The 25,917-nt window shown below is 72.2% G+C and carries 17 protein-coding genes; 9 read left to right on the top strand and 8 right to left on the bottom strand.

Annotated features, from left to right (window positions below):
• Window positions 1-592: 592 nt before the first annotated feature.
• Window positions 593-1,795, top strand: a complete 1,203-nt coding sequence (locus MMA15_RS17645) for a hypothetical protein (RefSeq protein ID WP_241063260.1) — start codon at window positions 593-595, stop codon at window positions 1,793-1,795.
• Window positions 1,796-2,012: 217 nt separating this feature from the next.
• Window positions 2,013-2,558 carry a DoxX family protein gene (locus MMA15_RS17640; RefSeq protein WP_241060931.1) on the top strand — a complete coding sequence of 182 codons (546 nt, stop codon included), beginning with the start codon at window positions 2,013-2,015 and terminating at the stop codon, window positions 2,556-2,558.
• 434 nt (window positions 2,559-2,992) lie between these two features.
• On the opposite strand, the gene MMA15_RS17635 is transcribed toward MMA15_RS17640, so the two are convergent.
• Together MMA15_RS17635 and MMA15_RS17630 are read right to left on the bottom strand one after the other, a co-directional pair.
• Entirely contained in the window at window positions 2,993-3,403 is a 411-nt protein-coding gene (locus tag MMA15_RS17635) for a hypothetical protein (protein WP_241060930.1), read from the bottom strand.
• Entirely contained in the window at window positions 3,400-5,163 is a 1,764-nt protein-coding gene (locus tag MMA15_RS17630; protein WP_241060928.1) for a PspC domain-containing protein, read from the bottom strand. The genes MMA15_RS17635 and MMA15_RS17630 overlap by 4 nt, the downstream gene beginning before the upstream one ends.
• A gap of 220 nt (window positions 5,164-5,383) precedes the next feature.
• On the opposite strand from MMA15_RS17630, the gene MMA15_RS17625 reads away from it, so the two are divergent.
• The 3 genes from MMA15_RS17625 (at window position 5,384) to MMA15_RS27945 (ending at window position 9,121) form a co-directional block, all read left to right on the top strand.
• On the top strand, window positions 5,384-6,850 hold the full coding sequence (locus MMA15_RS17625; protein ID WP_372498262.1) for a PspC domain-containing protein: 1,467 nt from the start codon (window positions 5,384-5,386) through the stop codon (window positions 6,848-6,850).
• 65 nt (window positions 6,851-6,915) lie between these two features.
• Window positions 6,916-7,698: a LuxR C-terminal-related transcriptional regulator gene (locus tag MMA15_RS17620; RefSeq protein ID WP_372498351.1), complete on the top strand. Its 783-nt coding sequence runs from the start codon at window positions 6,916-6,918 to the stop codon at window positions 7,696-7,698.
• A gap of 544 nt (window positions 7,699-8,242) precedes the next feature.
• Window positions 8,243-9,121: a hypothetical protein gene (locus tag MMA15_RS27945; protein ID WP_277400357.1), complete on the top strand. Its 879-nt coding sequence runs from the start codon at window positions 8,243-8,245 to the stop codon at window positions 9,119-9,121.
• A 135-nt stretch (window positions 9,122-9,256) separates the two neighbouring features.
• Here MMA15_RS27945 and MMA15_RS17610 read toward each other — a convergent pair whose 3' ends face one another.
• Window positions 9,257-11,206: a LamG domain-containing protein gene (locus MMA15_RS17610; RefSeq protein ID WP_241060926.1), complete on the bottom strand. Its 1,950-nt coding sequence runs from the start codon at window positions 11,204-11,206 to the stop codon at window positions 9,257-9,259.
• A 362-nt stretch (window positions 11,207-11,568) separates the two neighbouring features.
• On the opposite strand from MMA15_RS17610, the gene MMA15_RS17605 reads away from it, so the two are divergent.
• Window positions 11,569-12,234 (top strand): hypothetical protein, encoded by a 666-nt coding sequence (locus MMA15_RS17605; RefSeq protein WP_241060924.1) that lies wholly within the window; start codon window positions 11,569-11,571, stop codon window positions 12,232-12,234.
• 177 nt (window positions 12,235-12,411) lie between these two features.
• On the top strand, window positions 12,412-12,951 hold the full coding sequence (locus tag MMA15_RS17600) for a DinB family protein (RefSeq protein ID WP_241060923.1): 540 nt from the start codon (window positions 12,412-12,414) through the stop codon (window positions 12,949-12,951).
• A 114-nt stretch (window positions 12,952-13,065) separates the two neighbouring features.
• Here MMA15_RS17600 and MMA15_RS17595 read toward each other — a convergent pair whose 3' ends face one another.
• Window positions 13,066-14,109, bottom strand: a complete 1,044-nt coding sequence (locus MMA15_RS17595; RefSeq protein WP_241060922.1) for a LysR family transcriptional regulator — start codon at window positions 14,107-14,109, stop codon at window positions 13,066-13,068.
• Between the two features lie 195 nt (window positions 14,110-14,304).
• Between MMA15_RS17595 and MMA15_RS17590 the strand changes: the two genes are divergently transcribed.
• A complete protein-coding gene (locus MMA15_RS17590) occupies window positions 14,305-14,769 on the top strand; it encodes a hypothetical protein (protein ID WP_241060920.1) in 465 nt (154 codons plus the stop codon).
• Between the two features lie 272 nt (window positions 14,770-15,041).
• Here MMA15_RS17590 and guaA read toward each other — a convergent pair whose 3' ends face one another.
• Window positions 15,042-16,592, bottom strand: coding sequence for a glutamine-hydrolyzing GMP synthase (gene guaA, locus MMA15_RS17585; protein WP_241063257.1), 1,551 nt, complete (start codon window positions 16,590-16,592; stop codon window positions 15,042-15,044).
• A 533-nt stretch (window positions 16,593-17,125) separates the two neighbouring features.
• Here guaA and MMA15_RS17580 point away from each other — a divergent pair.
• On the top strand, window positions 17,126-17,545 hold the full coding sequence (locus MMA15_RS17580; protein ID WP_241060919.1) for a chorismate mutase: 420 nt from the start codon (window positions 17,126-17,128) through the stop codon (window positions 17,543-17,545).
• A 692-nt stretch (window positions 17,546-18,237) separates the two neighbouring features.
• Here the strand turns inward: MMA15_RS17580 and MMA15_RS17575 are convergent.
• The 3 genes from MMA15_RS17575 to MMA15_RS17565 all read right to left on the bottom strand — a co-directional run bounded on the left by MMA15_RS17575 (window position 18,238) and on the right by MMA15_RS17565 (window position 25,694).
• The gene (locus MMA15_RS17575) at window positions 18,238-20,109 is read right to left on the bottom strand and encodes a GMC oxidoreductase (RefSeq protein ID WP_241060917.1); all 1,872 of its coding nucleotides are present in this window, start codon (window positions 20,107-20,109) and stop codon (window positions 18,238-18,240) included.
• Between the two features lie 179 nt (window positions 20,110-20,288).
• Window positions 20,289-22,007 (bottom strand): succinic semialdehyde dehydrogenase, encoded by a 1,719-nt coding sequence (locus tag MMA15_RS17570; RefSeq protein WP_241060916.1) that lies wholly within the window; start codon window positions 22,005-22,007, stop codon window positions 20,289-20,291.
• A gap of 252 nt (window positions 22,008-22,259) precedes the next feature.
• Window positions 22,260-25,694 (bottom strand): serine/threonine kinase C-terminal domain-containing protein, encoded by a 3,435-nt coding sequence (locus tag MMA15_RS17565; protein WP_241060915.1) that lies wholly within the window; start codon window positions 25,692-25,694, stop codon window positions 22,260-22,262.
• Window positions 25,695-25,917 lie beyond the last annotated feature (223 nt).

Here is a 25,917-nt window from a genome sequence, read left to right as displayed (position 1 = left end):
TCGACGTCCCGCGCACGCTAACGTCCGGGCTCAGCCCGTAAGAACCACGATTCAGGACAATCTCCGCCCTGCTCGGCCGCCCCCGATCGGTCCCGACTGACGTATCGCTGCTGCTCCAACTGCGAGCCTGCGTACGGCAGTCGAGGCGAAGCGAAGGGTGCGGCCGACCGCGAGGGAGGCATGCGGATCACACAGGCCCCCCGGTCGCCACCCTTCGTCCACCAGCCACACTTTCTTCTCACACAGCCGGGTGACGAAGGGCGGCCGAAGGCCGACCTGCCGCCGCGACCCCCGTTCACGTAGGGCACAATGCGCCTTTCACGAACGGTGTTTGAAAGGCGGGTTGCAAGTGGCCGTGGACACTGCGCGGGACGGCACGAGCGGCGACGGCGGCAAGGGCGACGGCGAGAGCGGTACGAACGAGGAGACCGTGCCGGTGCAGAAGTCCGCCGCCCCGGGCGCCCGTTCATCCGCCCGCCCGAGTACCCGCTCCAGCGCACGGCCGGGCTCCCGCTCACGCTCGCACTCCGGCGAGGACTCCGGTCGCAGCTCCGGAGCCCACTCCAGCGGCTGCACCTGCGGCGACTGCCCGATCGGTGCGCGCGAGGGCCATCGGCAGGCACTGGAGGAGTTCCACCGGCGCCGCGCCGAACTCGCCGCGGGCGAGGGGCTTCCCGCCGCCCTCGCCCACTCGTCGGGCGCCTCGCGCCAGTGGGTCTCCGACGAGTTGACACGCGCCGCACGTACGGTCTCCGAACGTGCCCGCGAGGAAGGCGCGATGCGCCTCGCCTCACTGTGGCGGCACACCGTCACCGCCACCTGGGCGGCCGTCGGGGCCCTCCTCGTCGGCCAGTTGCTCACGGCGCTCTTCGTGGGCTGGACGGTCGCGCGCACCGCGGCGCTGATCGCCGCCGTGGCCGCCGCGGGCGTCGTCTCGCTCGCGGCACATCTGCACCGTGCACGCGGCGGTGCCCTCGCCCCCCTCATCGGCGAGGACAACAGGCTCTCCACCTCCCGCACGGTCGCGGGCGCCTGGGTCGTGCTCGCCGTCTACGACGTACTCGTGCTCGCCCTCGAACTCGCGGGCCGCTCCGGCAGCGACGAGCGCCGCGACCTCATCGAGGGGCTCGAACTCTCAAAGGGCGCCGGGCTGTTGACAGTGCTCGCACTGAGCTGCGCCATCGCGGTCTTCGTCAGCCGCACCGTCACGGTGCGCGTGCAGCACCAGCGCCTCCAGAAGGTACGGGCCGACCGGCCGCGCGCCTCCGACCTGCTCACCGACGACGCCGGGCGCGGCTCCTTCTGCGACGTGCAGTACGTGCTCGTCAGCGGTGTAGCCGTGGTGTTCGCCGCCGTGCGCCTCGCGCGGCAGCCGGACCAACTGCCCGATCTGCCCTGGGGCCTGGCGCTGCTGGTGGTGATCTCGGCGGCCACGTATCTCACGGGCAAGTACGCCGAGGGCGGCCGTCCCGTGGTGCTGTCGGTCGTGAGGGCACGGGAGATCGGCGATCTGCACGCGCCCATCCGTACGGGCGACGACATCGAGATCCGCGGCGCGGGCTTCGTACCCCCGGGGGCGGGCGCCCCGGACCGGCTCTCCCGGATGGTGGTCCGCGTCGGCGCCGTGCATGTACCGGTACCGCTGATCCCGGCGTCCGGCGGCTTCTCCAACCCGACGGACGCGACGCTCACCGTGCCGGTCCCGGTGGAGGTCGAACCGGGGCGGGTCGACGTCCAGGTCGTCACCGCGGCCGGCGTCGAGACCAACCGCTACCCGATCGACGTCGCCGACTGACGCCCGCTGGCACGCCCGTAGGCACCCGCGTCCGGCGGGTTCGCCCCCTATGTGACGAATGCGCCCTCGGCTGGGCGGTCTTGGCCACGCGGACTGTGACTTAGATCGTTCAGACGGGGTGTACGTGCGGCCATGGCCGCGTACCGTAGCGACCCGACTCCAGCCGAGCCGAACGTACATGCGGCAGAGGCGGCAACTACGGAAGGTGGGACGTGTCATGTCTCTGGCGGATCAAACCAGGACGATCGGCGGCGACGTGCCGGTCAGCGGTCCCCCCGGCAGTCTGAGAGCCAGGGCGTCGAAATACGCGCTGCTCCCCCTCCGCCTCTTCCTCGGCATCACGTTCATCTACGCGGGTCTCGACAAGCTCGTCCTCAACAAGGAGTTCCTCTCCGGCAAGGGCGGCGACTCGCTCGCCACCGTCCTGGAGTCGTCGCACGACGCCGCGGCGATCCCGGCCATGATCGAACTGGCGCAGAACGATCCCAAGGCGTTCGGCATCGCCATCGCCGCCGGTGAAATCGCCGCGGGCCTGGGCGCGTTGGTGGGTCTCTGGACGCGGCTGGCCGCTCTCGGCGGCATGCTGATCTCGCTGAGCCTGTGGCTCACGGTCAGCTGGCAGAACGACCCCTACTACTACGGCAACGACCTGCCGTACATGATGGCCTGGGTCCCGCTGATCTTCGCGGGCGCTTCGGTGCTCTCCCTGGACATGGCCTACTCCAAGCGGCGACGGCGCAAGGGCAGGCACATCTTCGGCTGAGGTCGGAGTCGTCGCGGCTGGTGGGTGAGCCGGTCGGCGGCGGGCAGCGGGCGGGTGGCGGGTGGCTTTTGGCAGATGTCGGATGACAGATGACAGATGACAGGTGACAGGTGACAGATAGCCGTCGGCAGCGTGTGACGGTGCGCGCCGAGGTCGGCTGCGGCACCGCGCCAGTTGGCAATTGACGGATGGCAGACGACAGATGTCAGTTGACGGATGTCGGATGACAGCGGACGGATGACAGCGGACAGATAACAGCTAACAGATCTTGTCAGTGAGGCGGGGCCGCGGCCCGGGAGGCAAACGTCGCCCCCGGCCGGACCCCGCCTCACGGCGTGTACGGGGACGGGTCACCGCGTGTACGGGCTCACCGCGTGTACGGGGTCACCGAGTGCCCGGCAGCACTGCTGTACGGGCTCGCTGCCGACACGGGCTCACTGCGTGTCGCCGGTCCCGTCGCCGTGCCCCTCGGAACTCCGGGCGCCCGGGTCCCCGCCCTCCGGCTGCCCGCCCTCCGGCTGCCCGCCTTCCCGCCGCCTGCCTTCCTGGTCCTTCGCCCCGCCGTTGTCCTTGTGCAACTGCTCGTATCCGTCGCGCAGTTCGTCCACCGGCATGCCTCCGAGTGTGCGCCGCGCAGCGGTTCGCCGCCGCCGCAGCATGCGACGCACGGCGAAGGTCGCCACCGCCACGAAGGCCGCCGCCAGCAGCGAGGCGGGCACCAGTGCCAGCAGGGCCCACAGCGGTACGTGCCACTCCCCCAGGGCGTTCATCGCGTAAGTCACCGCCGTGCCCAGGAGCAGCAGTCCGAGGAGAAGCCGGGCGGGTTCGAAGCGGTGCCGGGTCATCGGCCGCCTCCCGGATTCCAGTGGTCCCCAAGACTCCCGTGGTCTCGCACGTGTTCGCGTACGTGGTCTCCTACGTGTTCGCGTACGTACTCGCGTGGATGACCGCGTAGATGCTCGCGCACCTGCTCCTCGTGGGGCACCACGTCGCCGGGCAAGTGGTCGGTGCGTTCGCCGGTGGGAAGCAGCCGCACGATCTCGACCTGTCCGAACGTCATTCCCACGGACAGCTCCAGCGTTCCCTTCTCAGCCTTGTCCCCGCGTGGACCGGAGCCGTCCGCCCCGGTCCCGGGCCCGGTATCTGCCCCGGGGCCCGTACGTGGGCCCGCGCCCGGACCCGCGGCGGGCAGCGTCCATCGCTCGTGCCGGTCGAAGCCGCCGGAGCTCTCCACCACGAAGTGGTCTCCCTCGTGGTCGGTCTGCGTGGGCAGGCGCAGTTCGCCGCCGGTGAGGTCCGCGGTCAGTTCGACGCGAGTGTCGCTCGGCACGACGACCTTCAGCGTCCCGACACCGATCCGTGCCTTCGTACGTACGGTCTTGCGGTCGCCGCGGAAGCGGATGTGGCCGAGGTCGAGTTCGCCGTTGCCGCCGTCGAGTTCGTAGACCGGGGCGACGTCCGCGGCGGAGGCCGGTGCCCATGCGGCGTCGCGCCAGTCCGTGCCGATGCTCTTCGGGATCAGGGAGACGCCCGTCAGCATCACGGCGGTGCCGACCGTCAGTACGAGGCTGCCGAAGCCGACCCGTCCCGCGAACGCGCTGACGGCGAACCCGAGTCCCCACACCGCGAGCGCACAGGCAAACCCGACGGTGAGGCTCGTGCCGAGCGGCCGGGAGTCCCAGCCCGGGGCGGCACCGGCGACCGCCGCCGCAGCGGCCAGCATCGCCACGAGCCCGCCGAACGAACGCTCGCGCCGCCGCCCCACACGTATCGGACCACGTACGGAACCGGGCACGGGACCGCCGGCCCACCCGCGGGCTCGGGCGCCCGGCAGATCACGTACGTCCGCCGGGCCCGTGCCGTCGTCGGGCCCCCACAGATAGCCGGTGTCCATGGGCCCGCCTGTGCCGTCCTTCGTCAGCGGCTCACGCCACCACGACGGCATGCCCGGCACGGGCGGAGCCTGCGCCTCCGGGGGCGCGTCGGCGACCGCGTGCGCGGTGGTGGGGTCGACCGGAGCGCCGACCGCCTCGGCGGCCTCGGCCTCACGACGGTGGTGCGACCAGTACGCGGCACCGCCGACCGCTGCCGCCAGCAGCAGGGAGAAGGGAGTGCTGCGGCTGCCGAGCGAGGCGAGGAAGAGGCCGCAGCCCACGAGGGCGACGAGGATCGCGGAGAGCGTCGTGCCCTCGACGCGGCCCGACAGCAGCCAACGTGCCTCGTTCTGGCGCTCGCCTTCGGCGGGGATCAACAGCCAGGCGGCGCCGTAGAAGACGAGGCCGAGCCCGCCGACGACGGAGAGCACGACCAGGGGCACACGGAAGATGACGGGGTCGAGGCCGAAGCAGCGGCCCAGGCCCGAGCACACTCCGGCGACGACCTTGGGACGGCGGCTGCGTACGAGGCGGGGCGCGGGGCGCGTCGGGCCTGCGCGTTCGCCGGTGTGCGCGCCCGCGCCCCGGCCGGAGTCGCCGCCACCGCGACCGGCACGGTCGCGGTCGGCACGGTCCCGGTCGCCCCGCTCCCCGGCGCCGTGGCGGGCCTCCGCACCGCCACCGCCGCGGGCGCCACCGCCGCCCGGCGCGTGCTCGTCGTCCTCGGTCATGCGCCTATGGTGTCGCGTCGCTCCCGTAGTCACATCGGGGCCCGTCCCCCACAGGACCCTGATACGGCCCGACGGTCACCGGCCCGTGACGTCCTCCGTCCCACGGCCGCGCAGGCGCCGCCCCACGCCCACGTACGGGAAGAGCTCTACGGCCACGTACGGGAAGGGATCAGGGTCCACCCTGATGTCTCATCACTCACGAACGTGTGACGATCGGTGCATGACCCCCGCCTCGTCGACCGCCGGCGGCGTCGGAGCCGCACACGCGGCCGGCGGCGGCCCGCCCGCCGACGACGCCCCGCCGCCTCCGCTGCGCAAGCTCTACCGCAGCGCCGAAGGACGCATGCTCGGGGGCGTGGCGCGGGGCCTGGCAGGCCACTTGGGCCTGCCGGTCTCCTGGGTGCGGATCGTCTTCGTCGCCCTCACGGTGACGGACGGGCTGGGCGTGCTGCTCTACGCGGCGTTCTGGTTCGTGGTGCCGCTGGGCACCGGCGGCGTGGACACCGGCACGGCAGGCTCCGGCGCCACCGTCGGGGCCGCCGGTACGGGTGCCCTCGGAGGCACCGGGCGCAAGAGCGCCCCGCCCGGCTCCACGCCCGGATGGCACGGCGAGGACGCCCAGGGCACACCGGACAGCCAGGACGCCTACGGCTGGGCGCGGCTCCGCGTGCGCAAACCCGACAAGGGCCAGCTCTTCGCCGTACTGGCACTGCTCGTCGGCGCGGCCGTGATCGCCGACAACCTCCAGTTCGGCAGGGTCAACACCTATCTCTGGCCGGTGCTGCTGATCGGCCTCGGGGTCGTCCTGGTCTGGCGCCAGGCCGACGACGCCCGACGTGCGCACTGGGCCGAAGTCACCCGCCGCCGGGGGCTGGTACCGATCGCGCGCAGCGCCGCCGGCGTGGTGCTGGTGGCGGTCGGCGTGAGCGGGATCGTCGTGGTGCAGGGCTCGGCGAGCCGTCTCGGTCCCGTACTTCAGGCCGCCCTCGCCGTGCTCGTGGGGGTCGCGCTGCTCGCGGGCCCGTATCTCGTACGGATGATGCAGGACCTCTCGGAGGAACGCCTGATGCGCATCCGCGCCCAGGAACGGGCCGAAGTCGCAGCCCACGTCCACGACTCGGTGCTGCACACCCTCACGCTCATCCAGCGAAGCGCCGACGACCCCCGCGAAGTCGCCCGTCTCGCACGGGCGCAGGAGCGGGAGCTGCGCAACTGGCTGTACAGGCCGCGCGGGAACGGCAAGGAGGAGGACCGCAGACCGCAGACCCTCTCCGAAGCCGTCAAGTCGACTGCGGCGGAGGTCGAGGACGACCACGGGGTGCCGATCGAGGTCGTCTGCGTCGGCGACTGTCCCCTCGACGAAGGGCTGGACGCCCAGATCCAGGCCGCACGCGAGGCGATGGTGAACGCCGCGAAGTACGGTGGCGACGGGGCCGCGGCCCATGCAGGAGCCCCCGGGGGAGGAGCCGTCCAGGTCTTCGCGGAGGTGGAGGGCCGTACGGTCTTCGTCTCCGTACGCGACCGCGGGCCGGGCTTCGACCCGGACGCGGTGCCGGAGGACCGCATGGGCGTACGCGAGTCGATCGTCGGCCGCATGCGGCGTCACGGGGGTACGGCCAGGCTGCGGTCGGCGCCGGGCGAGGGGACAGAGGTGGAGCTGGAGATGGAGAGGGCGGCCGAGTCGTGACGGACGAGACACCAGGCACCGCTGGAGACGGCGGCCCGGACACGGGCACGGGACCGGCTTCCGATGTGAACGCCGAAGGCCGTACGAACGACCCGGCGCACGGACCCGGCACAGGCGCCGCCCCGGCCGCGGGCACCGAACCGGGAACCGCCCCGGCCGCGGGGACCGACGCGGCTCACTCCTCGTCCCGCCGGGTGCGAGTGGTACTCGTCGACGACCACCGGATGTTCCGCGCGGGCGTCCAGGCGGAGATCGGACGTACGGACGAGACGGGCGTCGACGTCGTCGGCGAGGCCGGAGACGTGGAGCAGGCCGTCTCCGTCATCACCGCCACCCGGCCCGACGTGGTCCTGCTGGACGTGCACCTCCCGGGCGGAGGCGGGGTCGAAGTGCTGCGCCGCAGCAGCTCGTTGTCCGGTGCCGCGGACTCTCCCGTGCGCTTCCTCGCCCTCTCCGTTTCGGACGCCGCCGAGGACGTCATCGGCGTTATCCGCGGCGGCGCACGCGGCTATGTCACCAAGACCATCACCGGTGCCGATCTCGTCGACGCGATCTTCCGCGTATCCGAGGGCGACGCCGTCTTCTCGCCCCGCCTCGCGGGCTTCGTACTCGACGCCTTCGCCTCCACCGACGCCCCGCCGCTCGACGAGGACCTCGACCGGCTCACGCAGCGCGAACGCGAGGTGCTGCGCCTCATCGCCCGGGGCTATGCGTACAAGGAAGTGGCGAAGCAGCTCTTCATCTCGGTGAAGACGGTCGAGTCGCACGTCTCGGCGGTGCTGCGCAAGCTCCAGCTCTCCAACCGCCACGAACTCACCCGCTGGGCAGCCGCGCGCCGCCTCGTCTGACCGGCGCGGGACTCCCGGCTCCAGGCCCGAGACCTGTTCCCCACCCGAGACCTGTTCGGTGCCCGAAGACCCGCCCCGGCCCGAACCGGGGCTATGACTACGGGAGTTCGCTGCTACCGGGACCATGCGGCTCGTCCGGCCCCGGCTCCCGGCTCCCGGCTCCCGGCTCCCGGCACCGCACCCGTACGGGAACCGGCCGCGGAACCGGACCGGAACCGGCCGGAAACAGCCCCCGAAATCCCGCACGCACTGCCGATGTACCGCACACTTGCTCCCGTTTCGGCTGCGGGGCGGCGTCCCGATGACGGAGGATGAGTCACGTGGCCCGCTCACTTGTCGTGTAGAAGCGGCGGGCCCGTAGCCGAACGAGACCGGCCAGGGCGGAATTCGGGCCATCTGGCCAGCCGAGGTCCCGGGCGGCTGCGGGCACGTGCGCAGAGGTGTTCGCTATGACTGAGCCACCGCAGGACCGTTACGGCAGTCCTCGGTCCAGGGGGAGCGGCCTCCTGCGCCACCGATACCGCAGCAGCCGACGCCGAGGCCCATGCCGCCGAGATCCAGGCCGTCGCGGCAGCCGCCGCCGCAGCCGCCCACGGCAGGCTTCGGCTACTGGGACGCCGACTCCCGCCGGCTGCCTCCGCAGCCGCCGCCGGAGCCACCCCCCGAGCAGCAGTCGCCGTGGGAGCCGACCGCGCAGCCGCCGTGGGAGCCCTGGGAGCGCTGGGAGGCACCGCCGCCGCCCCCTCCCCCCTACGGCTACGACGAGTCGTACGGCTACGGCGGGGGCGGCCGGGGGATGTCGCAGTACGGCTACGGCCCCGTGGTGACCCGGCAGGAGGCCCGCTCGAAGTCGAGGCTCACCGTCCTCGTCGTCAGCACCCTCATCGGGCTGCTGCTCGCGGCCGGGGGCGTGTACTACATGGTCCAGGGCGAGTCGGGCGGTGGCGCCGGTGCGAGCGAGGAGGCACCGGCCGGTTCCTCCTCCGCCGGTGAGCGCCCCGAGGGCGGCAAGTCGGGCGGCGCCCAGGACGGTGACGACGACAACGGCAAGGGCGGCAAGGAAGGCGAGGAAGGCGCAGGACGCCCCGGAGACGGCGCGGGCGGCGGCGACTACACCGGCCAGTGGCGTTCGCAGGGCGGCGCGGTGCTGACGATCGGCAAGGTGGCGCGGTCCGGGAAGTCCGCCGGCAAGCAGGCCGTCTCCTACAACCGGCCGGGAGCGCTGAGCACCTGTCCCGGCGTCGGCGAGGCACGCAAGTCGGGCGCCGTCTTCAGGCTCGCCCTCAAGTGCGCCAACGGAAAAGCCGACAGCGAGCTGGGAGGCGACGCGGTCCGCTCCGGTGACAAGCTCACCGTCGAGTGGGACGGCGGCAGCAAGGACGCCTTCGCCCGGCGGGGGACGCGGAGCAGCTCCGACGGCTGACCGGCCGCCGGACCGCACGCACCGGCGCCCGGCCGGCGCCACCCGTGCCTCGACTCGTGGACACCCGGCATCAGCAAGGGCAACCGGCGGCCGTCGCGCCGTCGTCCACCGTCGGCGACCGTCGTCGCCGTCAGGTCACGCCCCGCCGAGCCCCAGCACCTCGCGCCCCGAGAGCGCACGGTCGTAGGCCCGTACGTCGTCGACGGTTCCCCTGAACTGCTGGAACGGTCCGCCGTCCAACAGGCCCCGCCCGACCGTGAAATCGCCTTCCGCCGGCCAGTCGCCGTCGTGGCTGACCGTGTCCTGGAGCCGTCCGTCGACGTAGAGCCTTATCTCGTCGCCCGAGTCGTCGTAGACGCCGGTCAGTCGGGTCCAGACACCGGCGCGGGGCGACGTGCGGGACAGTGCCACGTCCGTCTCTACGTCCTGCGAGTCGTCCTCGCTCATGCTCATCGCCCAGCGGTCCTCGTTCACGTCGTACCGGAGCGCGAAGCCGCTGACGTCGTAGCCGTCCTGGCTGACGACGGTCATGGGGCCGCCCTTGTCGAGCAGCCGCACGCGGGCCGATACGGAGAAGCTGCGCTCGGTGTCGAGGACGGAGCCGTCCGCGGAGACGTCCTGTGCCCCGTTGAACTCCAGGGCACCGGCGACGGCCTTGGGCAGCGGGTCGCCGAAGAGCGTGCCCACGATGCCGTTGGCCGAAGTGTCCGCCGCGGTCGTGCCGTTGACGGTGTCGAAGAGCCACTCCAGCGCCGCGTTCACGGGCTGCACCACGGCGGGCGGCTTCCCTGTGCCGCCCTGCCCGCCGCCGTTCTGCGGTGGCGGCGCGGTCCGTGTCGTGGTGACGGTCGACGTCGCGGTGGCCGTCGCCGTGGTCGGTTTCGCCCCCGACGGCGGCAGGGGCGTCTGCGAAGCCCCCCGCGCGGGCGGCGAGGCGCTGCTCTGCGGCGCCCCCGGGCGGAACGCCCCTGTGTATGCGACGGCGACGACGAGCGAGGACAAGGTCACCACCAGCGCGCTCTGCATCACACGCTTCGTCCGGTAACGCCGCCGCCCGTCGCCCGGACGGGGCTCGCCTCCGCGCGCCCCGGCTAAGGCCGCGGTCCGCAGATCCGCGAGGCGTCCCGCCCATCCGGCGAGCGCCGACCGCGCACGGCCCGTCAGCCTGCTCTCATACGAACGCTCCCCGCCGCCCGCACCGGCGCCGGAACGGGAACGGGCCCCGCTGTCCGCCGCCCCGTCGCGGGCACCCGAGACCGCGCCGTTCCCGCCGCGCAGCGCCCCGGCCGCGGACGACGGGAGGCTGGACGCGGCGTACTCCGGGCCGCCCCACGGAAGCAGCGCCTCCGCCAGCAGCGCCCCGCAGTGCACCCGCATCAGCCCGAGGTCGTCGACCGCCTGCGAGCAGTGCGCGCACCACTCCAGATGCGGAGTCAGCTCGGCGGCGGTCTCGATCGACTTCTGGTCCGCGTAGGCGAGCACCGTGCGCCGCAGCCGACGGCACTCGTCGTGCTCGATCTCCTCCTCGTGGAGGCGCACATACGCGTTGTAGAACTCCCGGCGCGCCCGTCTCTCCAGGACGGAGACCTCCTCGGTGCCGCCGCCGAGGAGTTGGTCGACCCTCGCCACGCCGTCGTACTCGACCGTGTAGTGCCACAGGACCGTCTGGCTCGCGTCCGGCAGCGAGCCGAAGGCACGCGCCGCCATGGACGTACGGGGGAAGTCGTCGGCGGAGGAGTCGCCCCTTCCCTCCGAGACATAGGTCTGGATCCAGGTGACCAACTCGTCGTGCAGCTCGCCCCGTTTGGCCGTCCCGGCCCAGTCGGCGGTCGTACGCAGCACCGAGCACAGCGCGTGCGGCCGTACCGCCCCTACGGACACGCCTTCCCGCAGCGTCGTCGCACGGCGCCACGCGTTGCGGGCCAGTTCCTCGGCCGCCTCCGCGTCCACGGCGCACACCGCGGCGAACGCCCGCACCGCATCGCGGTGCCGTCGCTCCAGCTCACGGAGCGCCTCGCGGTACGACTCGCCCTCCTCCCTTATGAGCGGGAGGAGTTCGGCGTCTGACAGTCGTGCACATTCCATCCGTTCGTCTATCTCCAGACTCGACGGGCGCCTCGATCACGAGACGGATGCTGAGAGTGCATAGCCGATAACAGTACGAGGATACGACGTACGGGAGGCCGAATCGGCTCCATGGATGAGCGTGGGGAATCACACCCGAACTCGGCGCGGGGGCAAGGGGGTTGGGTGACCGGGCGGCTTTGGGGTGCGATGTCCGGGTGCGCGAACCGCCGCTCGTTCGGGTCGCCTCGTCCGGCACGGGCGACCAGGGCAGGGGGCCTGTGGACGCGCGGTCCGTTCGCCACCGTCCGAGTTCTTTCCCTTCTGTGACGTCGCACCACGAGGACCCGCCACAGCGGCGCCGCCGCCCTACCATCACGGACATGTCCGCGACCAGCCCCAGCAGCCCCGGTCGGCTCCCCCGGCCCGCCAGTCTCGTGCGCGACATCGCGCTCGTCGTCGCCGCGCCCCTCGTGCTCGCCGGATTCGGACTCGGGCACCCCGGCGGCCTGCGGCCCCACAACGCCGCGCACTGGGCCGAGTTGCACATCTGGCTGCTGCCCGTCTGGCCGCTGCTTGCCCTCGGCCTGGTGCTGCCGCTGTGGGGAAGGCCACGCCGGGACGTCACCGGGGCGGCGACCGTCGTCGCCTGGGCCGCGGCATTCGGCTACGCCGCCTTCTACACGGGGCTCGACGCCGTAGCCGGGATCGGCGCGGGCATCGCCGAACAGCACGGCGGCGACCGGCGGCGCGAAGTCGTCAACCCGCTCTTCCACACCGGCGACGCGCTGGGGCAGGCAGGCGTGTGGTGCCTGACCGTCGCCGTGGCGGCGGCGTCGGTGGCGCTGTGCGTCCGCTACGGGGCGGCACGCGTGCTGCCGGGGACGGCGGTGCTGCTCATCTGCTGCTGGTCGTTCTTCGACAGCCACATCTTCCACCCCCGCGGGGTGGTGACGATGCTGGGCTTCGCGGCTGGCTTCGCCATGTGGGTGTGGGCTGCGGGACGCCCGGCGAAGGATCTGGCGCCCGGCGAGCGTTCCGCTGGCTGACCCGGCCGCCTTCGGGGTCGTACGAACCGTTGGAGCGGGTGGGCCCGTTGGAGCCGGTGGAGCCGGTCGTTCGACGTCTCTCCGTGTGCGTAAGTCCCTGCGGAGTGAGGACCGGAGCCGCTCGCCGAAGTCACCGGACCGGGCCCCGGAAGGAGCCTTCCATGCCAGGCTGGGCCCATGACCAGGACGACCCTCGAAGGGCACCCGCAGCGCCGGCTTCCTCATCCGCAGGCCGACGAACGCACCATGCTGGAGAGCTGGTTGGACTTTCATCGCGCCACGCTCACCCTCAAGTGCGCCGATCTCGACGACGACAAGCTGCGCGAGCGGTCCGTCGAACCCTCCGCGATGACACTGCTGGGCCTTGTGCAGCACATGGCGGAGGTCGAACGCAACTGGTTCCAGCGGATCTTCGCGGGCCAGGATCTGCCGCCGATCTACGAGGAGGGCGACCGGGACGGGTTCGCGGTCACGCCCGAGCGCGGCATGGACGAGGCGATGGCGACCTGGCAGCGCGAGGTCGATCGCGGCCGTGAACTCACCGCCTCCGCTTCCCTCGACGACTCCGGCCAGGTCCCTGAACGGTACGCGTCGGTCATGGGCGCCGGCACCGTCTCGCTGCGCTGGATCCTGGTCCACATGATCGAGGAGTACGCACGCCACAACGGTCACGCCGATCTGCTGCGCGAGCGCATAGACGGCAAGTCGGGCACCTGAGGGCCGCCCGGCCTACGCGGCGGAACCGGCGGCGGGTGCCGGACATACGCGCCCCCTGCGCCCGTACGCCCGGCGGTCGCCACCCCCGCGGCACAGGCACAGGCACAGGCACCGTCACACCAGCGGCCGTCGCTGCCCCGGGAGCCGCACCCGCCGCGCCGCCGGCGCCGCACCACCGCCACCGCGCCTGCGCGGAGCGGCACTCGGGCATCTGCCCGCGCGCAGCACCGCACGGGCGGCCTGCCGCAGCGCCGCCACGCTCCGCCACTCACCGCACGCGGGCAGCCAGGCGAGCGCGGCGGTGACCGGCGGCAGACCCGCGATGTCCGCGTACGCCAGGCCCGGACGCGGATACAACTCCCGGGCGGCGGCGGGCAGTAGCGCGATGCCCTCGCCCTGCGCCACCGCGAGCAGCAGCGACTCCAGCCCCGTGACCACTGGTCCGAAGCGCACGGCCGTACCGTCCGGACGTGGATTGACCGTCCAGTGGTCCCACCACTCGCGCACCGACTCCCCCGCGACGTCCACGAAGACGCGCTCGCCGAGGTCGCACAGGGCGAGCGGCTGCGGACGATCGAGAAGCGGATCTCCGACGGGCAGACACACCACCCTCGGCTCCGCGGCCAGTTGAAGCGTGCGGATGCCGGCAGGCAACGGCAGATGCAGAAAGGCCGCGTCGACGTCGCCGCCCGTGAGCGCCTCGACCTGCCCGGCCAGATCCAGGCCGCACATCTCGACGGCGCAGTCGGGGTTGCGGCTGCGGAACTCCGTGAGGATCCGCTGGGTGTACGGCATGGCCGCCTCCGCCCCCACGAACCCGACCCTCAACCGCCCGCTCACATGCCTCGCTTGAAGCTCGGCGGCCTTGCGGAGCCGGTCCGCCGCCTCGACCGCCGCGCGTGCGACGGGCAGCAGCGCGCGGCCCTCCGGCGTCAGCTCCACACGCCGCGTGGAACGCTCCAACAGGCCGATGCCCATGCGTCGTTCGAGCGCGGTGATCTGCCGGCTGAACGCGGGCTGGCTGATGAACATCCGCTTCGCCGCCTGCCCGAAGTGCAGCTCCTCCGCGAGCGCCAGGAACAGCCGCAGTTGGTGAACACTCGGATCGCTCCCCCAGGTCGCCGTCCTGCGGCCCCCTCTGCCATTCGACCCATCCACCCCGTTTGCCCCCATACCGGATACTGTATCAATTTGCGTTGTAAGAGCCTCAGTTTCCCCTTTCATCAATACCACCCTCGCCAGCACGATGGGTGACGACTCCGGGACGGGCCGCCATCAAGTGAGTGGCTTGCCGGAGAGCCCAATTGGAGGGGGAACAAAGTGAACAAGTCACCGCGCAGGACCCTTGCCGTGATGACGGCAGCGGCCGCACTGGTGGGCGGTACGGCACTGGCGGGCACCGCGACCGCGGCGCCGCAGCAGCCGTCCGGCAGCCAGGCGCAGCAGCTCCAGCGGCAGGTGGACAGCTACCTGGCCAAGGACTCGGGGGCACGCCAGATCTCCGCGAACAAGGTCGAGTTCAAGGGCGGAACCGTCACCTTCCCCGCCCGCGGCGAGACCGGCTCCCGGGCGAGCAGCGCCCCTTCGTGCCGCCACGGGCACCTGTGCATCGTCGACGGCCGCGGCAAGCGCTACGACTACTACCGCTGCGGTACGTACAACTTCTACGGAATCGGAAACGGCACCTTCAACAACAACCAGACGTCCGGCACGGTCGCACGCTTCTACAACCGGAACGGAAGCCTGCGCTGGACGAACCGCGCCAAGGACACCGGCACCGCGTCCTGGACCCCGGTGTGGAAGATCAGGCCCTGCTGAAGCCTCGCTGACGCAGCGGCACGCCCGGCGCCGCAGCCGCCGACCAGGCAGCGCGCCGGGCACCGTTGAACGGCCGTGTCCCCGACCCGCAACCCGGGCCGGGGACACGGCACTTGGCGCCTTCGACCCCTGGAGGAGGTCATGGTTCCTCCCATGAACGGGATCCTCTGCCGCGAGCTCACCGTAGCGGGCGGGAGCGGTACACAGTCACACGAAGGTGTGAGCAGACGATGCCTCGTTGACGGTGTCGACGGGTAGGTCGCCGCTCCCCCTCACTCCCACTCGATCGTCCCCGGGGGCTTGCTCGTGATGTCGAGGGCGACGCGATTGACGCCCGCGACCTCGTTCGTGATGCGGGTGGAGATGCGGGCCAGCACGTCGTACGGGAGGCGCGACCAGTCCGCCGTCATCGCGTCCTCGGAGGAGACGGGGCGCAGCACCACGGGATGCCCGTACGTACGTCCGTCGCCCTGCACGCCCACCGAGCGGATGTCGGCCAGCAGCACCACGGGGCACTGCCAGATGTCGCGGTCGAGGCCCGCGGCCGTCAGCTCCTCGCGGGCGATGGCGTCCGCCTCGCGCAGCAGGTCGAGGCGCTCACGCGTGACCTCGCCGATGATGCGGATGCCGAGGCCGGGCCCGGGGAACGGCTGCCGCTGGACGATCTCCTCCGGCAGGCCCAGTTCCTGGCCGACCATGCGGACCTCGTCCTTGAAAAGCTTGCGCAGCGGCTCGACCAGCTCGAAGTCCAGGTCCTCGGGAAGGCCGCCAACGTTGTGGTGGGACTTGATGTTGGCCGCGCCGGTGCCGCCGCCGGACTCCACGACGTCCGGGTAGAGGGTGCCCTGCACCAGGAAGGCGACGTCCTCGCCGGCGGCGCCCGCCTCGGCGACGAGTTCCGCCTGCGCCTGCTCGAAGACCCGGATGAACTCCCGGCCGATGATCTTCCGCTTCTGTTCCGGGTCGGATGCCCCGGCCAGTGCGGACAGGAAGCGGTCGGCGGCGTCGACGACCCTGAGCTGTACGCCCGTGGCCGCCACGAAGTCCTTCTCGACCTGCTCGGTCTCGCCCTTGCGCATCAGCCCGTGGTCGACGTACACGCAGGTGAGCTGGGTGCCGATGGCCTTGTGCACGAGGGCGGCGGCGACCGCGGAGTCCACGCCGCCGGACAGCCCGCAGATGGCCCGCCTGCCGCCGACCTGCTCGCGGATCGCGGCCACCTGCTCGTCGACGATGCTCGCGGTCGTCCACGTCGGGGAGAGCCCGGCGCCTCGGTAGAGGAAGTGCTCCAGGACCTGCTGGCCGTGGGTGGAGTGCATGACCTCGGGGTGGTACTGGACGCCGTAGAGCCTGCGCTCGTCGTTCTCGAACGCGGCGACCGGGACCGTGTCCGTCGACGCCGTGACCGTGAAGCCCTCGGGGGCGGCGGAGCAGGCGTCGCCGTGCGACATCCACACCTGCTGGTGCGACGGTGTGCCCTCGAAGAGGGTCGAGGCGCCCTTGGTGACGGACAGGTCCGTACGTCCGTACTCACGGCTGCCGGTGTTGTCGACGATGCCGCCGAGCGACTGCGCCATGAGCTGGAAGCCGTAGCACAGGCCCAGCACCGGGACGCCCGCCTCGAAGAGCGCGCCGTCGAGGGAAGGGGCGTCCTCGGAGTAGACGGACGAGGGACCGCCGGAGAGGATGACCGCCTTCGGCTTCCTGGCCAGCATCTCCTCGACCGGCATGGTCGACGGGACGACCTCGCTGTAGATCCGCGCCTCACGCACGCGGCGGGCGATGAGCTGCGCGTACTGGGCACCGAAGTCGACGACGAGCACGGTCTCCGTCGTGCCCGGCGAGGCCGGTGCCTCCGGCGAGTCCGGTGCCTGCGAGGAGGAGGCGGCGGGGGCGGATTCCGGGGAGCCTGAGCCCCGAGGGTCGGGCGCTGATGCCACGGAGCGGCTGCCTTTCGGCCTTGCGGCGGTGGTACGGGAGCGTGGACGGCATGGGCGCGTACGGACGGCGTGACGCCTACCGGAGCGCGGAGCGCATGCTCACTTCGTATGGCCGATTCTAACGGGCGGCGGCAGAGGTCCGGCCGCCCCCGCTCGCGGCCCCCGGGGGCCCCGCTTGGTCATCGAGGCGGCGCTGTGCATACTGTCCTGCATGTTCGAGCAGCACCTCGCCACCGGCTTCTGGTTTACCTATGGCACCGGCCCGTCCGGCTGCCGAGGTCGAGCTGCTTGAACCACTGACGAGCGACTCACCGGGCGCCCCGGGCCGATACAGGTCCGGGGCGCTCGCTGTTTCCGCTCCCACGGGCCGCGCGGTCCAGGGCTCCGGCTTGCGTACGAGCCCCGAGGACGGAGACATGGACACCGTGAACGCCACGACCACCACGGACACAGCGAGCAGCCCAGACGCGGCGAGCATCCCGGACGCCACGGGCGCCGGGAGCACAGCAAGCACAGCAAGCCCGGCGAGCACAGGAGGCACCGGAAGCACCGCAAGCGCCGCGGACGTGAACGGGAGCACCGCCGACGGTGCCGCCACCGGCGACGCGACCGGCGCCCGCTCCCGCATCGACGAACTGGACGCCCGCATCATCGCGCTCGTGCAGGAGCGCAGAGCGGTATCGGCGGGCATCCAGCGGGCCCGCATCGAGGCGGGCGGACGCCGCGTGCACCTCGCCCGCGAGATGGAGATCCTCGACCGCTACCGGGGCGAGTTGGGGCGCCCCGGCACCCAGCTCGCGATGACGCTGCTGGCGCTGTGCCGAGGCGCGCTGTGAAATCCCCGCCGGGCGGCGGGCGTTCACACAAGGCGGTTCACACAAGGCGGCAATTCCGGATCGCCGCGGTCACCCGTACGGTGCGTGACCGCCCGACAAGAAGCTTCGTTGGTCCCGGTGACCCCGATACGCGCCGGACGTCCGGCAGTTCGGGGACGCGCCCAAGCGATGAGACGCCCGTTCCTCCCGTGGGCGGAGACGGAAGTGTCGTGGGACCTCGCTCCGGCGCGCGTGACCGGTCAGCAGGGGACAGCAGCCCGGTCACCGACTCTCCCCGTACGGGGAGAGAGTGGCCGGTCCCGGGGACGCCCTGGACCGGCCGCTCCGCGGAACTCTAACCGCGCCCTCGGCCTCTTCACCGGCCTCCGTTCAGGAAGATCCTCGGGAGATTTGCGAGCCGCGGTAAAAGTTCCGGCCAGCCGGTACGAATGCCGTGAGCAACCGGGTCGCACACCTTGCGCACCACGTGCCCGTCCAGCACGATGCACACGAACTCCCGTTGCAGGTCCAGCCGTTGACCGGCCGCGCAGCATGCTGCCGCGGCCCCGACGGCCCAGCGGCACAACCCCCCGGTGCCGCTTCTTCAGCTCGGGCGCTGCCCTGACGTCCGTGCTGAACGCCAAGGGCCCCGCGACGCCGCCCCACCCGGCCGGCGCCACGGGGCCCTTCGCACGTCACGAGGGCCCAGGCGGCTAGTCCGCGTCGCCGCCCTTGCCCGCCGTCTCACGCTTGCGCGCCGGGACCTCCGGCACGGGCAGCACCGTCAGCCGCAGCGCTCCGAACGCGCCCTCGGGCACCACCGGTTCGCGCGGTGCCACCGGCGCCATGCGTACGTAGGGGGTGCCCTGTTCCGGACGGGCGTCCTCCTCGCCCTTGTTGGGCCACAGCGACATCGCACGCTCCGCCTGCGCCGTGATGGTCAGCGCCGGGTTGACCCCCAGGTTCGCGGAGACGGCGGAGCCGTCCACCACCGAGATGCCCGGGTGGCCGTACAGCCTGTGGTACGGGTCGATGACGCCGCTGTCCGCGTCCGCGCCGATGGGGCAGCCGCCGAGGAAGTGCGCGGTGAGCGGCATGCCCATCAGCTCGCCCAGGTTGGTGCCGGGGAAGCCGTTGATCTCGTCCGCGAGATGACGCGCGGCCTCGGCGCCCTCCGGTATGTAGGCCGGGTTGGGCGCGCCATGGCCCTGGCGGGCGGTGAGCAGGCCCTTCCCGAGGCCCTTCTCCTTCCGGTACGTGGTCAGGGAGTTGTCGTGCGTCTGCATCACCAGGCCGATGATGATGCGCTCGGACCACTTGCGGCCCGAGAGCGACCGCAGGAAGAGGTTGGGGTGCCGCAGACATGTGACCAGGTGCCCCAGCAGCTTGGGCAGCTTCGTCTCGTGGTTGACCTGAAGGGTGGTCAGCGCGCTCATCGCGTTGGAGCCCTTGCCGTAGCGGACGGGCTCGATGTGCGTGTGCTCGTCGGGATGGATGGACGAGGTGATGGCCACGCCCCGTGTGAAGTCGAGCTTCCGGCCGTCCTTCCACTTCTTGCGGTAGCGCCGGTCGATGGTCTGCGCACCCACCAGGGCCTCGGAGTTGGTACGGGTGAGTTCGCCGAGCCGCTCGGAGAGCCGGGGCAGGGTGCCGGTGTCGCGCATACGGTGCAGCAGCGTCTGCGTGCCGTACGTACCGGCGGCGACGACCACCTTGCGGCAACGCAGCACCGTGCGGGGGCTCTTGCGCTTGTCCGTGGCGACGCAGGTCACGGCGAACCCGCCACCGCCCGGACCGCCGTCCGCCGACTCGCCCTCGCCGCCCGGGAGTTCCTCGATCCCGCGCACGGTCGTCATCGCGCGGACCTCGGCGCCCGCCTTCTCCGCGAGATAGAGGTAGTTCTCGTTGAGGGTGTTCTTCGCCCCGTGACGGCAGCCGGTCATGCACTCGCCGCACTCCGAGCAGGCGCGGCGCGAGGGCCCTGCTCCGCCGAAGTACGGGTCGGCCACCTCGCCGCCCGGCTTCACGGTCGAGGTGCCGTCGGCGTCCTCGCCGTCGCCGAAGAAGACACCGACCGGCGCCATATGGAAGCTGTCGCCCACGCCCATGCGCTCGGCCGTCGTCTTCAGATGCTCGTCCGAAGGCGTCATCGTCGGGTTGAGCCGTACGCCGAGCATCCGCCGCGCCTGGTCGTAGTAGGGCTTCAACTCCTCCTGCCAGTCGGTGATATGGCCCCACTGGCGGTCCTTGAAGAAGGCGGGCGGCGGCACATAGAGGGTGTTGGCGTAGTTCAGCGAACCGCCGCCGACCCCCGCCCCTGCCAGGATCATGACATTGCTGAGGACGTGGATGCGCTGGATGCCGTAGAGGCCGAGCGCGGGAGCCCAGATGTAGTTCTTGGTGTCCCAGGAGTTCTTGGGCAGGGTCTCGCGCGTGAAGCGGCGCCCGGCCTCCAGAACGCAGACGCTGTACCCCTTCTCCGTGAGGCGGAGCGCCGAGACGGAACCGCCGAAGCCGGAACCGATGACAATCACGTCGTAGTCGTACGAACCGCCCTTGTTCTGGGCGGAGTTCTCCTCGGACACGGTTGGCCTCCGGTGCGAGTGGTGCTTGCGGCTCGGGATCGATCGGTGCTCGGTCGTAGGGACGGGGGTGCGGGGTCCGGCGCGGCCCCGATGCGGGACTCGGTGCCGGGTTCCGATGGGGGACTCGGTGCGGGACTCGGTGCGGGAGGAGGCCGGGCGCCTGCGCGCCCGGCCCGGCGTCATCGCAGGCGGAGCGCCTTCAGCAACTTGAGGCTGAGGCTCATGAACTTGGCGTACTTCGCGTCGTCCATGCCGAAGGACGGCGCCATCGGCAGCACTCTCTGGTGCGCCACGGTCTGCGCCTCGGTGTACTTGAGGATGCCCTCGCTGCCGTGCCGCCGGCCCAGCCCCGAGTCGCCCATGCCGCCCATCGGGGACTGCACGCTGCCGTACGCCGCCGCATAGCCCTCGTTGACGTTGACGGTGCCGCTGCGCAGCCTTGCGGCGACCTCGCGGGCGTGCCGCCCGTTGCCGCCCCAGACACTCGCATTGAGGCCGTACGCCGTGGAGTTGGCGAGTTCGACGGCCTCGTCCTCGTCGGCGTAGCGGTAGACCGAGACGACGGGCCCGAAGGTCTCCTCGGTGCACACCGCCATCGGCGTCTCGACCCCGTCGAGGATCGTCGGCTCATGGAAGAGCGGTCCGACGTCGGGCCGTGCGCGCCCGCCCGCGAGCACCCTCGCGCCCTTGGCGACGGCCTCCTCGATGTGCCGGGTGACGTTGTCGAGTTGCTTCTGCGACACCAGGGAGCCCATGTCGGCGCCGTATGCGAGGGACGAGCCGAGCCGCAGCCGCTTCGTACGCTCGACGAAGCGTTCCACGAAGGCGTCCGCCACCGACTCGTGCACGTAGAGGCGCTCGATCGAGATGCAAAGCTGTCCGGCCGACGAGAAGGAGCCGCGCACCGCGCCCGCCGCCGCCTTGTCCAGGTCGGCGTCCGGCAGCACGATCATGGCGTTCTTGCCGCCCAGTTCGAGCGATGCGCCCACCAGCCGCTCGGCCGCCTTCTGCGCGACGCCGCGCCCGGTTCTGGTGGAGCCGGTGAAGGAGACGTAGTCGCCGCGCTCGACGACGGCGGGCCCGATCACATGGCCCTCGCCGATGACTATCTGCCACACGTCCTTCGGCAGACCCGCCTCGATCAGCAGGCGGCGCGCCCACATCGCGGTGAGCGCCGTCTCGGTGTCCGGCTTCATCACCACGGAGTTGCCCGAGACGAAGGCGGGGAGCGCGTCGCCGACGGAGAGTTCGAAGGGGTAGTTCCAAGGGGCGATCTGTGCGACGACTCCACGCGGATGCCGGTGCTCGGCCACCTTCGTCAGCACGGGGAAGGCGCCCATGTGCCGCTTGGGACGCAGATAGGCGGGTGCCTTGAGCCCGTAGTGCCGGGCGGCGACGGCGACCGCCTGCACCTCCTCGTGCGCGTGCAGCCGGGTCTTGCCGGTCTCGAGCTGGATCAGGTCCAGCACCTCGTTCTGCCGCCGCAGCACCAGGTCGTGGAAGCGCAGCAGCACGGCGGCCCGCTCCTTCACGGGGACGGCGGCCCACGAACGCTGTGCCTCCCGCGCGCGATGGAAGGCGAAGGCGACGTCCTCCAGCGTGGACTCCGGCAGCTCGGCCAGCTTCTTCCCCGTGAAAGGCGTGTGATTGGCCGTACGGCCGCTGCCGATCACCCCCTCGGAGAGCTGCGCGACCAGCTCGCCGGTGACGACGTCGGCGGCGGTGCGCGCCCCTTCGGGCGCGGAGGCCACCGGGTTGCCCTCGGCGCGGTCGCCCTCGGTGCGTCCGGTGACGGCGCCGCCGGCGGCGGTCCCGCCGTTGCTGCCCGCGCCGTCGCCGCCGCGCTCGACGCTGTCGCCGCTGCCCTGGGGGCCTGGGGTTTGCTGCGTGTCCGTCATGCGAGAGAGACTACGACCACCGAAACAGGCTGCATACCCGACGGTAACCACTTTCACGGAATCCGCCAGCGAACGCTGGCGCGACGGCCCGTGACGGGCCCGACGGGGGCCTGCGAGGGCGTCGCTGCGGGGCCGTTCCGCTCAAGAGACCGTTCCGCTCAGGAGACCGTTCCGCTCAGGAGACCGTCCCACCGCGGCGGTCAGCGGCCCGCAGACCGGTACGCGATCGAGTGGCCGTCGAGCGGCGCGCGCTCAGCGGCCCGTCGAGCGATAGGTGTCGGCCACCGCCTCGAAGTGCCGGTCGATCTCCTGCTTCCTGCTCTTCGAGCCCATCACCATCAGCACGTGGTAGCGCCCGTCGAGAATCATCGCCCTGTTGCGTGCGTACACGTCGCGGCCGCCGTCCTTCCAGACGAACGTGCCCTCGGCCATGGCCGCCTCGCCCACGTCGATGCGGCGCAGCCCGGTCGTGGACGCCCAGTCGGAGGCGCGGTACGCCCTCAACTCCCGTTCGTGGTCGCTCTGGTAGTCCATCGGGTCGTCGCCGTACTTCGACACCGGGTCGCGGCCGTTGACGACGACCATCTCGACCGCGCCGCCGTTGTAGCGGACCTGGCCGTGGCCGGGCGTCGAGCGCCTGTTCCACTCCTGCGGAACGGCCACCTGGAACCCCGCCGGGTCCCGGCTGAGCTTGTAGCCCTTCGGGGCCTTGTCGGCGGGTGCCGACGGGCGCGGCCGCTCCGCGCCGTCGCCGCTGCCCTCCCCCGGGTCCGCGCCGGAGCCTGTACCGGTGCCGCCCGTCTTGCCGTCGGCGCCGGGCTCTCCGGGACGGCTGTCGCCGCCGACCGAGCCGCGCTGCTGGTTGGCGGCGCCCTCCGGGTCGCCCTTCGGCATGAACCACACCGCGTACATCAGCGCGCCGACAAGCCCCGCCAGCACCAGTCCCACGAGCAGGCCGCCCAGGCGTCGCGGGCTCTGGCCGCCCGCTCCCGGACGCCGGCCGCCCACGGACTCGGATTTCGGTGCACGCTGCGGCCTGGGCGCCCGCTTCGGCTTCGGCGGCGCCATGGCCGCGGCCTGCTCGAACGCCGCGCTCTGCTGCGGTGGTTGCTGCCGCGTCGACTGCGGAGGCGGAGCCTGCCAAGGCGGCGGCTCCGGCGCGTGCTGCCGCTGCACCGGCGGCTGCATGGGCTGCTCTGACTGCAACGGCTGCTGATGCGGCGGCTGTTGCGGTGGCTGATACGGCGGCTGCGCTGTTCGCCGCCGTCCGCGCTGCTTCGGCGGCCGCGGCGGCTTGGGCTGTCTTTGCTGCCTCTGCTGCCTCTGCTGTCTCTGTTGCTTCTGCTGCTTCTGCTCGGTGCGTGCCGCGCGTCTCGCCGCCCGTCTTCTGCGTACGAGTTCGCCGCGGCGGCGCAGTATCGGAAGCCGCCGCGGATCCGACGTACCACCGGGGTCCAGCGACGGTGCGTACACCGTGTGCCAGCCCGCGTCGGGCTCCGGCGCGGAGCGCACCAGCGAACGCAGCCAGCCCCTCAGCTCCTCGAAGTCCGGGCGTTCCGTGGGGTCTTGACGCAGCAGCGACTCGACGACGGGCCGCAGCGCACCGCACTCCTCCGCGAAGGCCGGGGGCTCGCCGCACACCATCTGCACCAGCTCGGCCACATCGTCCTCGGGGTAGGGGGCATGGCCCTGCACCGCGCGGAAGAGCAGCACGCCCAGCGCCCACAGGTCGGCGGAGGGGCCGACGGGAGGCGCGAGCCGCCAGTTGCGGTGGACCGGCCCCGCCTGCTCGGGCGCCCAGCGCTCACCGACAGGTCCGACGACCGTCATACGCGCCTGCCGTGCACGCTCGGCGGCCAGCGCGGTCGCGGGGCCGTGGAAGCCCTCGGGCCCGTCGCCCGCCCCCGGCGAACCGGGTTCCTCGGCGCCCTCGCCGCCCCAGGGACGGCTCTCCGGGTCGTCCGCGTCGATGCCGTCGTCGTACGGGTCGTCATACGGGGCACCGTGCGAGTCGCCTGGCGAGTCCCCGTACGAGCCGCCGTACGAGCCGCGCCCGTATGAGTCTGCGGTGTTCGCGTCGGGTTCCCCGCCCTGGTCCGGCCGTGCCCGTGACCCCGCGTCGGGCCCCGGCTCGGCCGGGCGCCAAGTGGCCTTCACCGGAAGGCTGTTGGGCGGACGTGAACCCGGCAGATCGCTCGGGGTGACCTCGTCCTCTCCGGACGGAAGCCAGCGCACGAAGTCGTCAGGGGTGGTGTGCGGGCCCGCGGCCGGGGGCGGCGACGAGGCCGACTTCCACCAGTCCTTCTGCACGTCCCCCTGGGGCTGCCGGTCCTGCCGGTCCTCCCCGCCACGTCGGTCGCCCTGGCCCGCCTGACCGACCCGACCGTCCGCGCCCTCCGTGCGTTCCGGCCCGTTCGTACCGTCCGGACGGCGCCCGCCCTCGTGGGACTCGGCGCTCTCCTGGTCCGGCAGATACGCACGGGCTGCGGCACCCCGGCGCGCACCCTCCTGGTACGCCGCTACGGCACCGGCACGCGGACCGCGCCCGCCCGTCTCGTACCCGTGGCGCACAGGCCTCGGAGGCTCCCCCGTCTCGTCGTCGTGCCCCAGCCCCTGGAGCCCGAAGATGCCGCGCGGTCCGCCGCCCGAGCCAGCGCCACCGTGGCCGGAGCCGGACGCGGGACCCGGCCCGTAGTCGCCGTCGGAGCCCGGCTCACCGCCGGAGACGTGCTCTTGGCCCGAGCCGTACCCCCCACGAGAGCCGAAGTCCTCGCGCGAGCCGAAACCCCGTCCGGAGCCGGGACGGTCGTCACGGCCATACGGCTCGTCGTCCCGTACGTCGAAGCCCTCGGGCAGCGAGATGCCCGGCAGGGGCGCTGCCCCGGGCCCGTCCGTCTTGTCGTCGTCACCGCTGTTCACGGCGCCGCGGCCGCTGCCGCGGCCTTCCGCCTCGCCGCCGCCAGGGCGCGGTGAGCCGGGGATCTCGCCGCTCGGCGGCGACGCCACACGCCCGGAGTCGGGCAACGGGTTGTAGCCGCACAGCGCCTCCTGCGCCGCGCCCACCGCGAGCCCGGTCAGCAGCGCGCGACCGTCGTCGCAGATGAGGACGGTGCTTGGGGTGACGTTCCGATGCGTCCAGCCATGGGCGTGCACCACACGCAGCGCGGTCAGCAGATCGGCGGCGATCTCCGCCGCCCGATGGGGCGTCAGGGTCTGGTGCGACAGCAGCGTCGCCAGTGGCGTCGCGGGCAGCAACTCGCTGACGATCCACAGCCCGTCGCCCTCGACGAACACGTCGAAGACCTGGTCGAGCCTGGGGTGGTCGGGCAGCCGGGCAGCCGCTATCGCGGCCTCGACGGCCCTCCTCACGACCGGGTCCGCGGGCATGCGCGTAGCGCGCCCTATCGAGCCCCGGAAGGAGCCGCCCTGTGCTGCCGCGCCCGCCTCGCCGCCACCGGGACTCCCGAGACGGTCGTCCCCGGGCCCCGCGGCTCCCGCCGCGCCTCCGGCGCTGAGCACCTCCGCCTCGACGACCTCCGGCAACGGCACCTGCCGTACGAGCACTTCCTGACCGCTGGCCGTGTCGTAGGCCACCGACTCCGTCAACTGGTAGGAGGCGGCGAGAGGCCGGGGCAGGCGGTAGCGGTCGGCGAGCAGCCGCCCCGCCTCTTCCGCGTAGTCGTCCACGACGCCTCCCCACAGCCGCAAGACCGTCAATTCCCCGCTGCATCCGTATCTTTGCGGACGGATGCCGGTCTGCGGCCAATCACGATACGTGCCTGAGCTGTCCGGTGCGGGCGGACTCGGGGACTCCCCGGTCGTTCGCGGGCAGCCGCCGGATTCATCCGCCTAAAACGCTTGCCCGATTCCGCCTCAACCCCAACGTCCCCCGGAACAGCGGCCCGGAACC

Origin of the sequence: Streptomyces marispadix (genome assembly GCF_022524345.1) — a bacterium.
In the GTDB taxonomy this organism is placed as follows: domain Bacteria; phylum Actinomycetota; class Actinomycetes; order Streptomycetales; family Streptomycetaceae; genus Streptomyces; species Streptomyces marispadix.
The sequence above is the reverse complement of the archived record's forward strand: the minus strand, read 5'-3'. Positions and strand labels throughout refer to the sequence as shown.

Excerpts from the sequence above, each read along its gene's own strand:
- MMA15_RS17640 (WP_241060931.1), top strand. The coding sequence starts at position 2,013 with ATGTCTCTGGCGGATCAAACCAGGACGATCGGCGGCGACGTGCCGGTC.
- MMA15_RS17635 (WP_241060930.1), bottom strand. The coding sequence starts at position 3,403 with ATGACCCGGCACCGCTTCGAACCCGCCCGGCTTCTCCTCGGACTGCTG.
- MMA15_RS17630 (WP_241060928.1), bottom strand. The coding sequence starts at position 5,163 with ATGACCGAGGACGACGAGCACGCGCCGGGCGGCGGTGGCGCCCGCGGC.
- MMA15_RS17625 (WP_372498262.1), top strand. The coding sequence starts at position 5,384 with ATGACCCCCGCCTCGTCGACCGCCGGCGGCGTCGGAGCCGCACACGCG.
- MMA15_RS27945 (WP_277400357.1), top strand. The coding sequence starts at position 8,243 with ATGCCGCCGAGATCCAGGCCGTCGCGGCAGCCGCCGCCGCAGCCGCCC.
- MMA15_RS17610 (WP_241060926.1), bottom strand. The coding sequence starts at position 11,206 with ATGGAATGTGCACGACTGTCAGACGCCGAACTCCTCCCGCTCATAAGG.
- MMA15_RS17605 (WP_241060924.1), top strand. The coding sequence starts at position 11,569 with ATGTCCGCGACCAGCCCCAGCAGCCCCGGTCGGCTCCCCCGGCCCGCC.
- MMA15_RS17600 (WP_241060923.1), top strand. The coding sequence starts at position 12,412 with ATGACCAGGACGACCCTCGAAGGGCACCCGCAGCGCCGGCTTCCTCAT.
- MMA15_RS17590 (WP_241060920.1), top strand. The coding sequence starts at position 14,305 with ATGACGGCAGCGGCCGCACTGGTGGGCGGTACGGCACTGGCGGGCACC.
- MMA15_RS17580 (WP_241060919.1), top strand. The coding sequence starts at position 17,126 with ATGGACACCGTGAACGCCACGACCACCACGGACACAGCGAGCAGCCCA.
- MMA15_RS17570 (WP_241060916.1), bottom strand. The coding sequence starts at position 22,007 with ATGACGGACACGCAGCAAACCCCAGGCCCCCAGGGCAGCGGCGACAGC.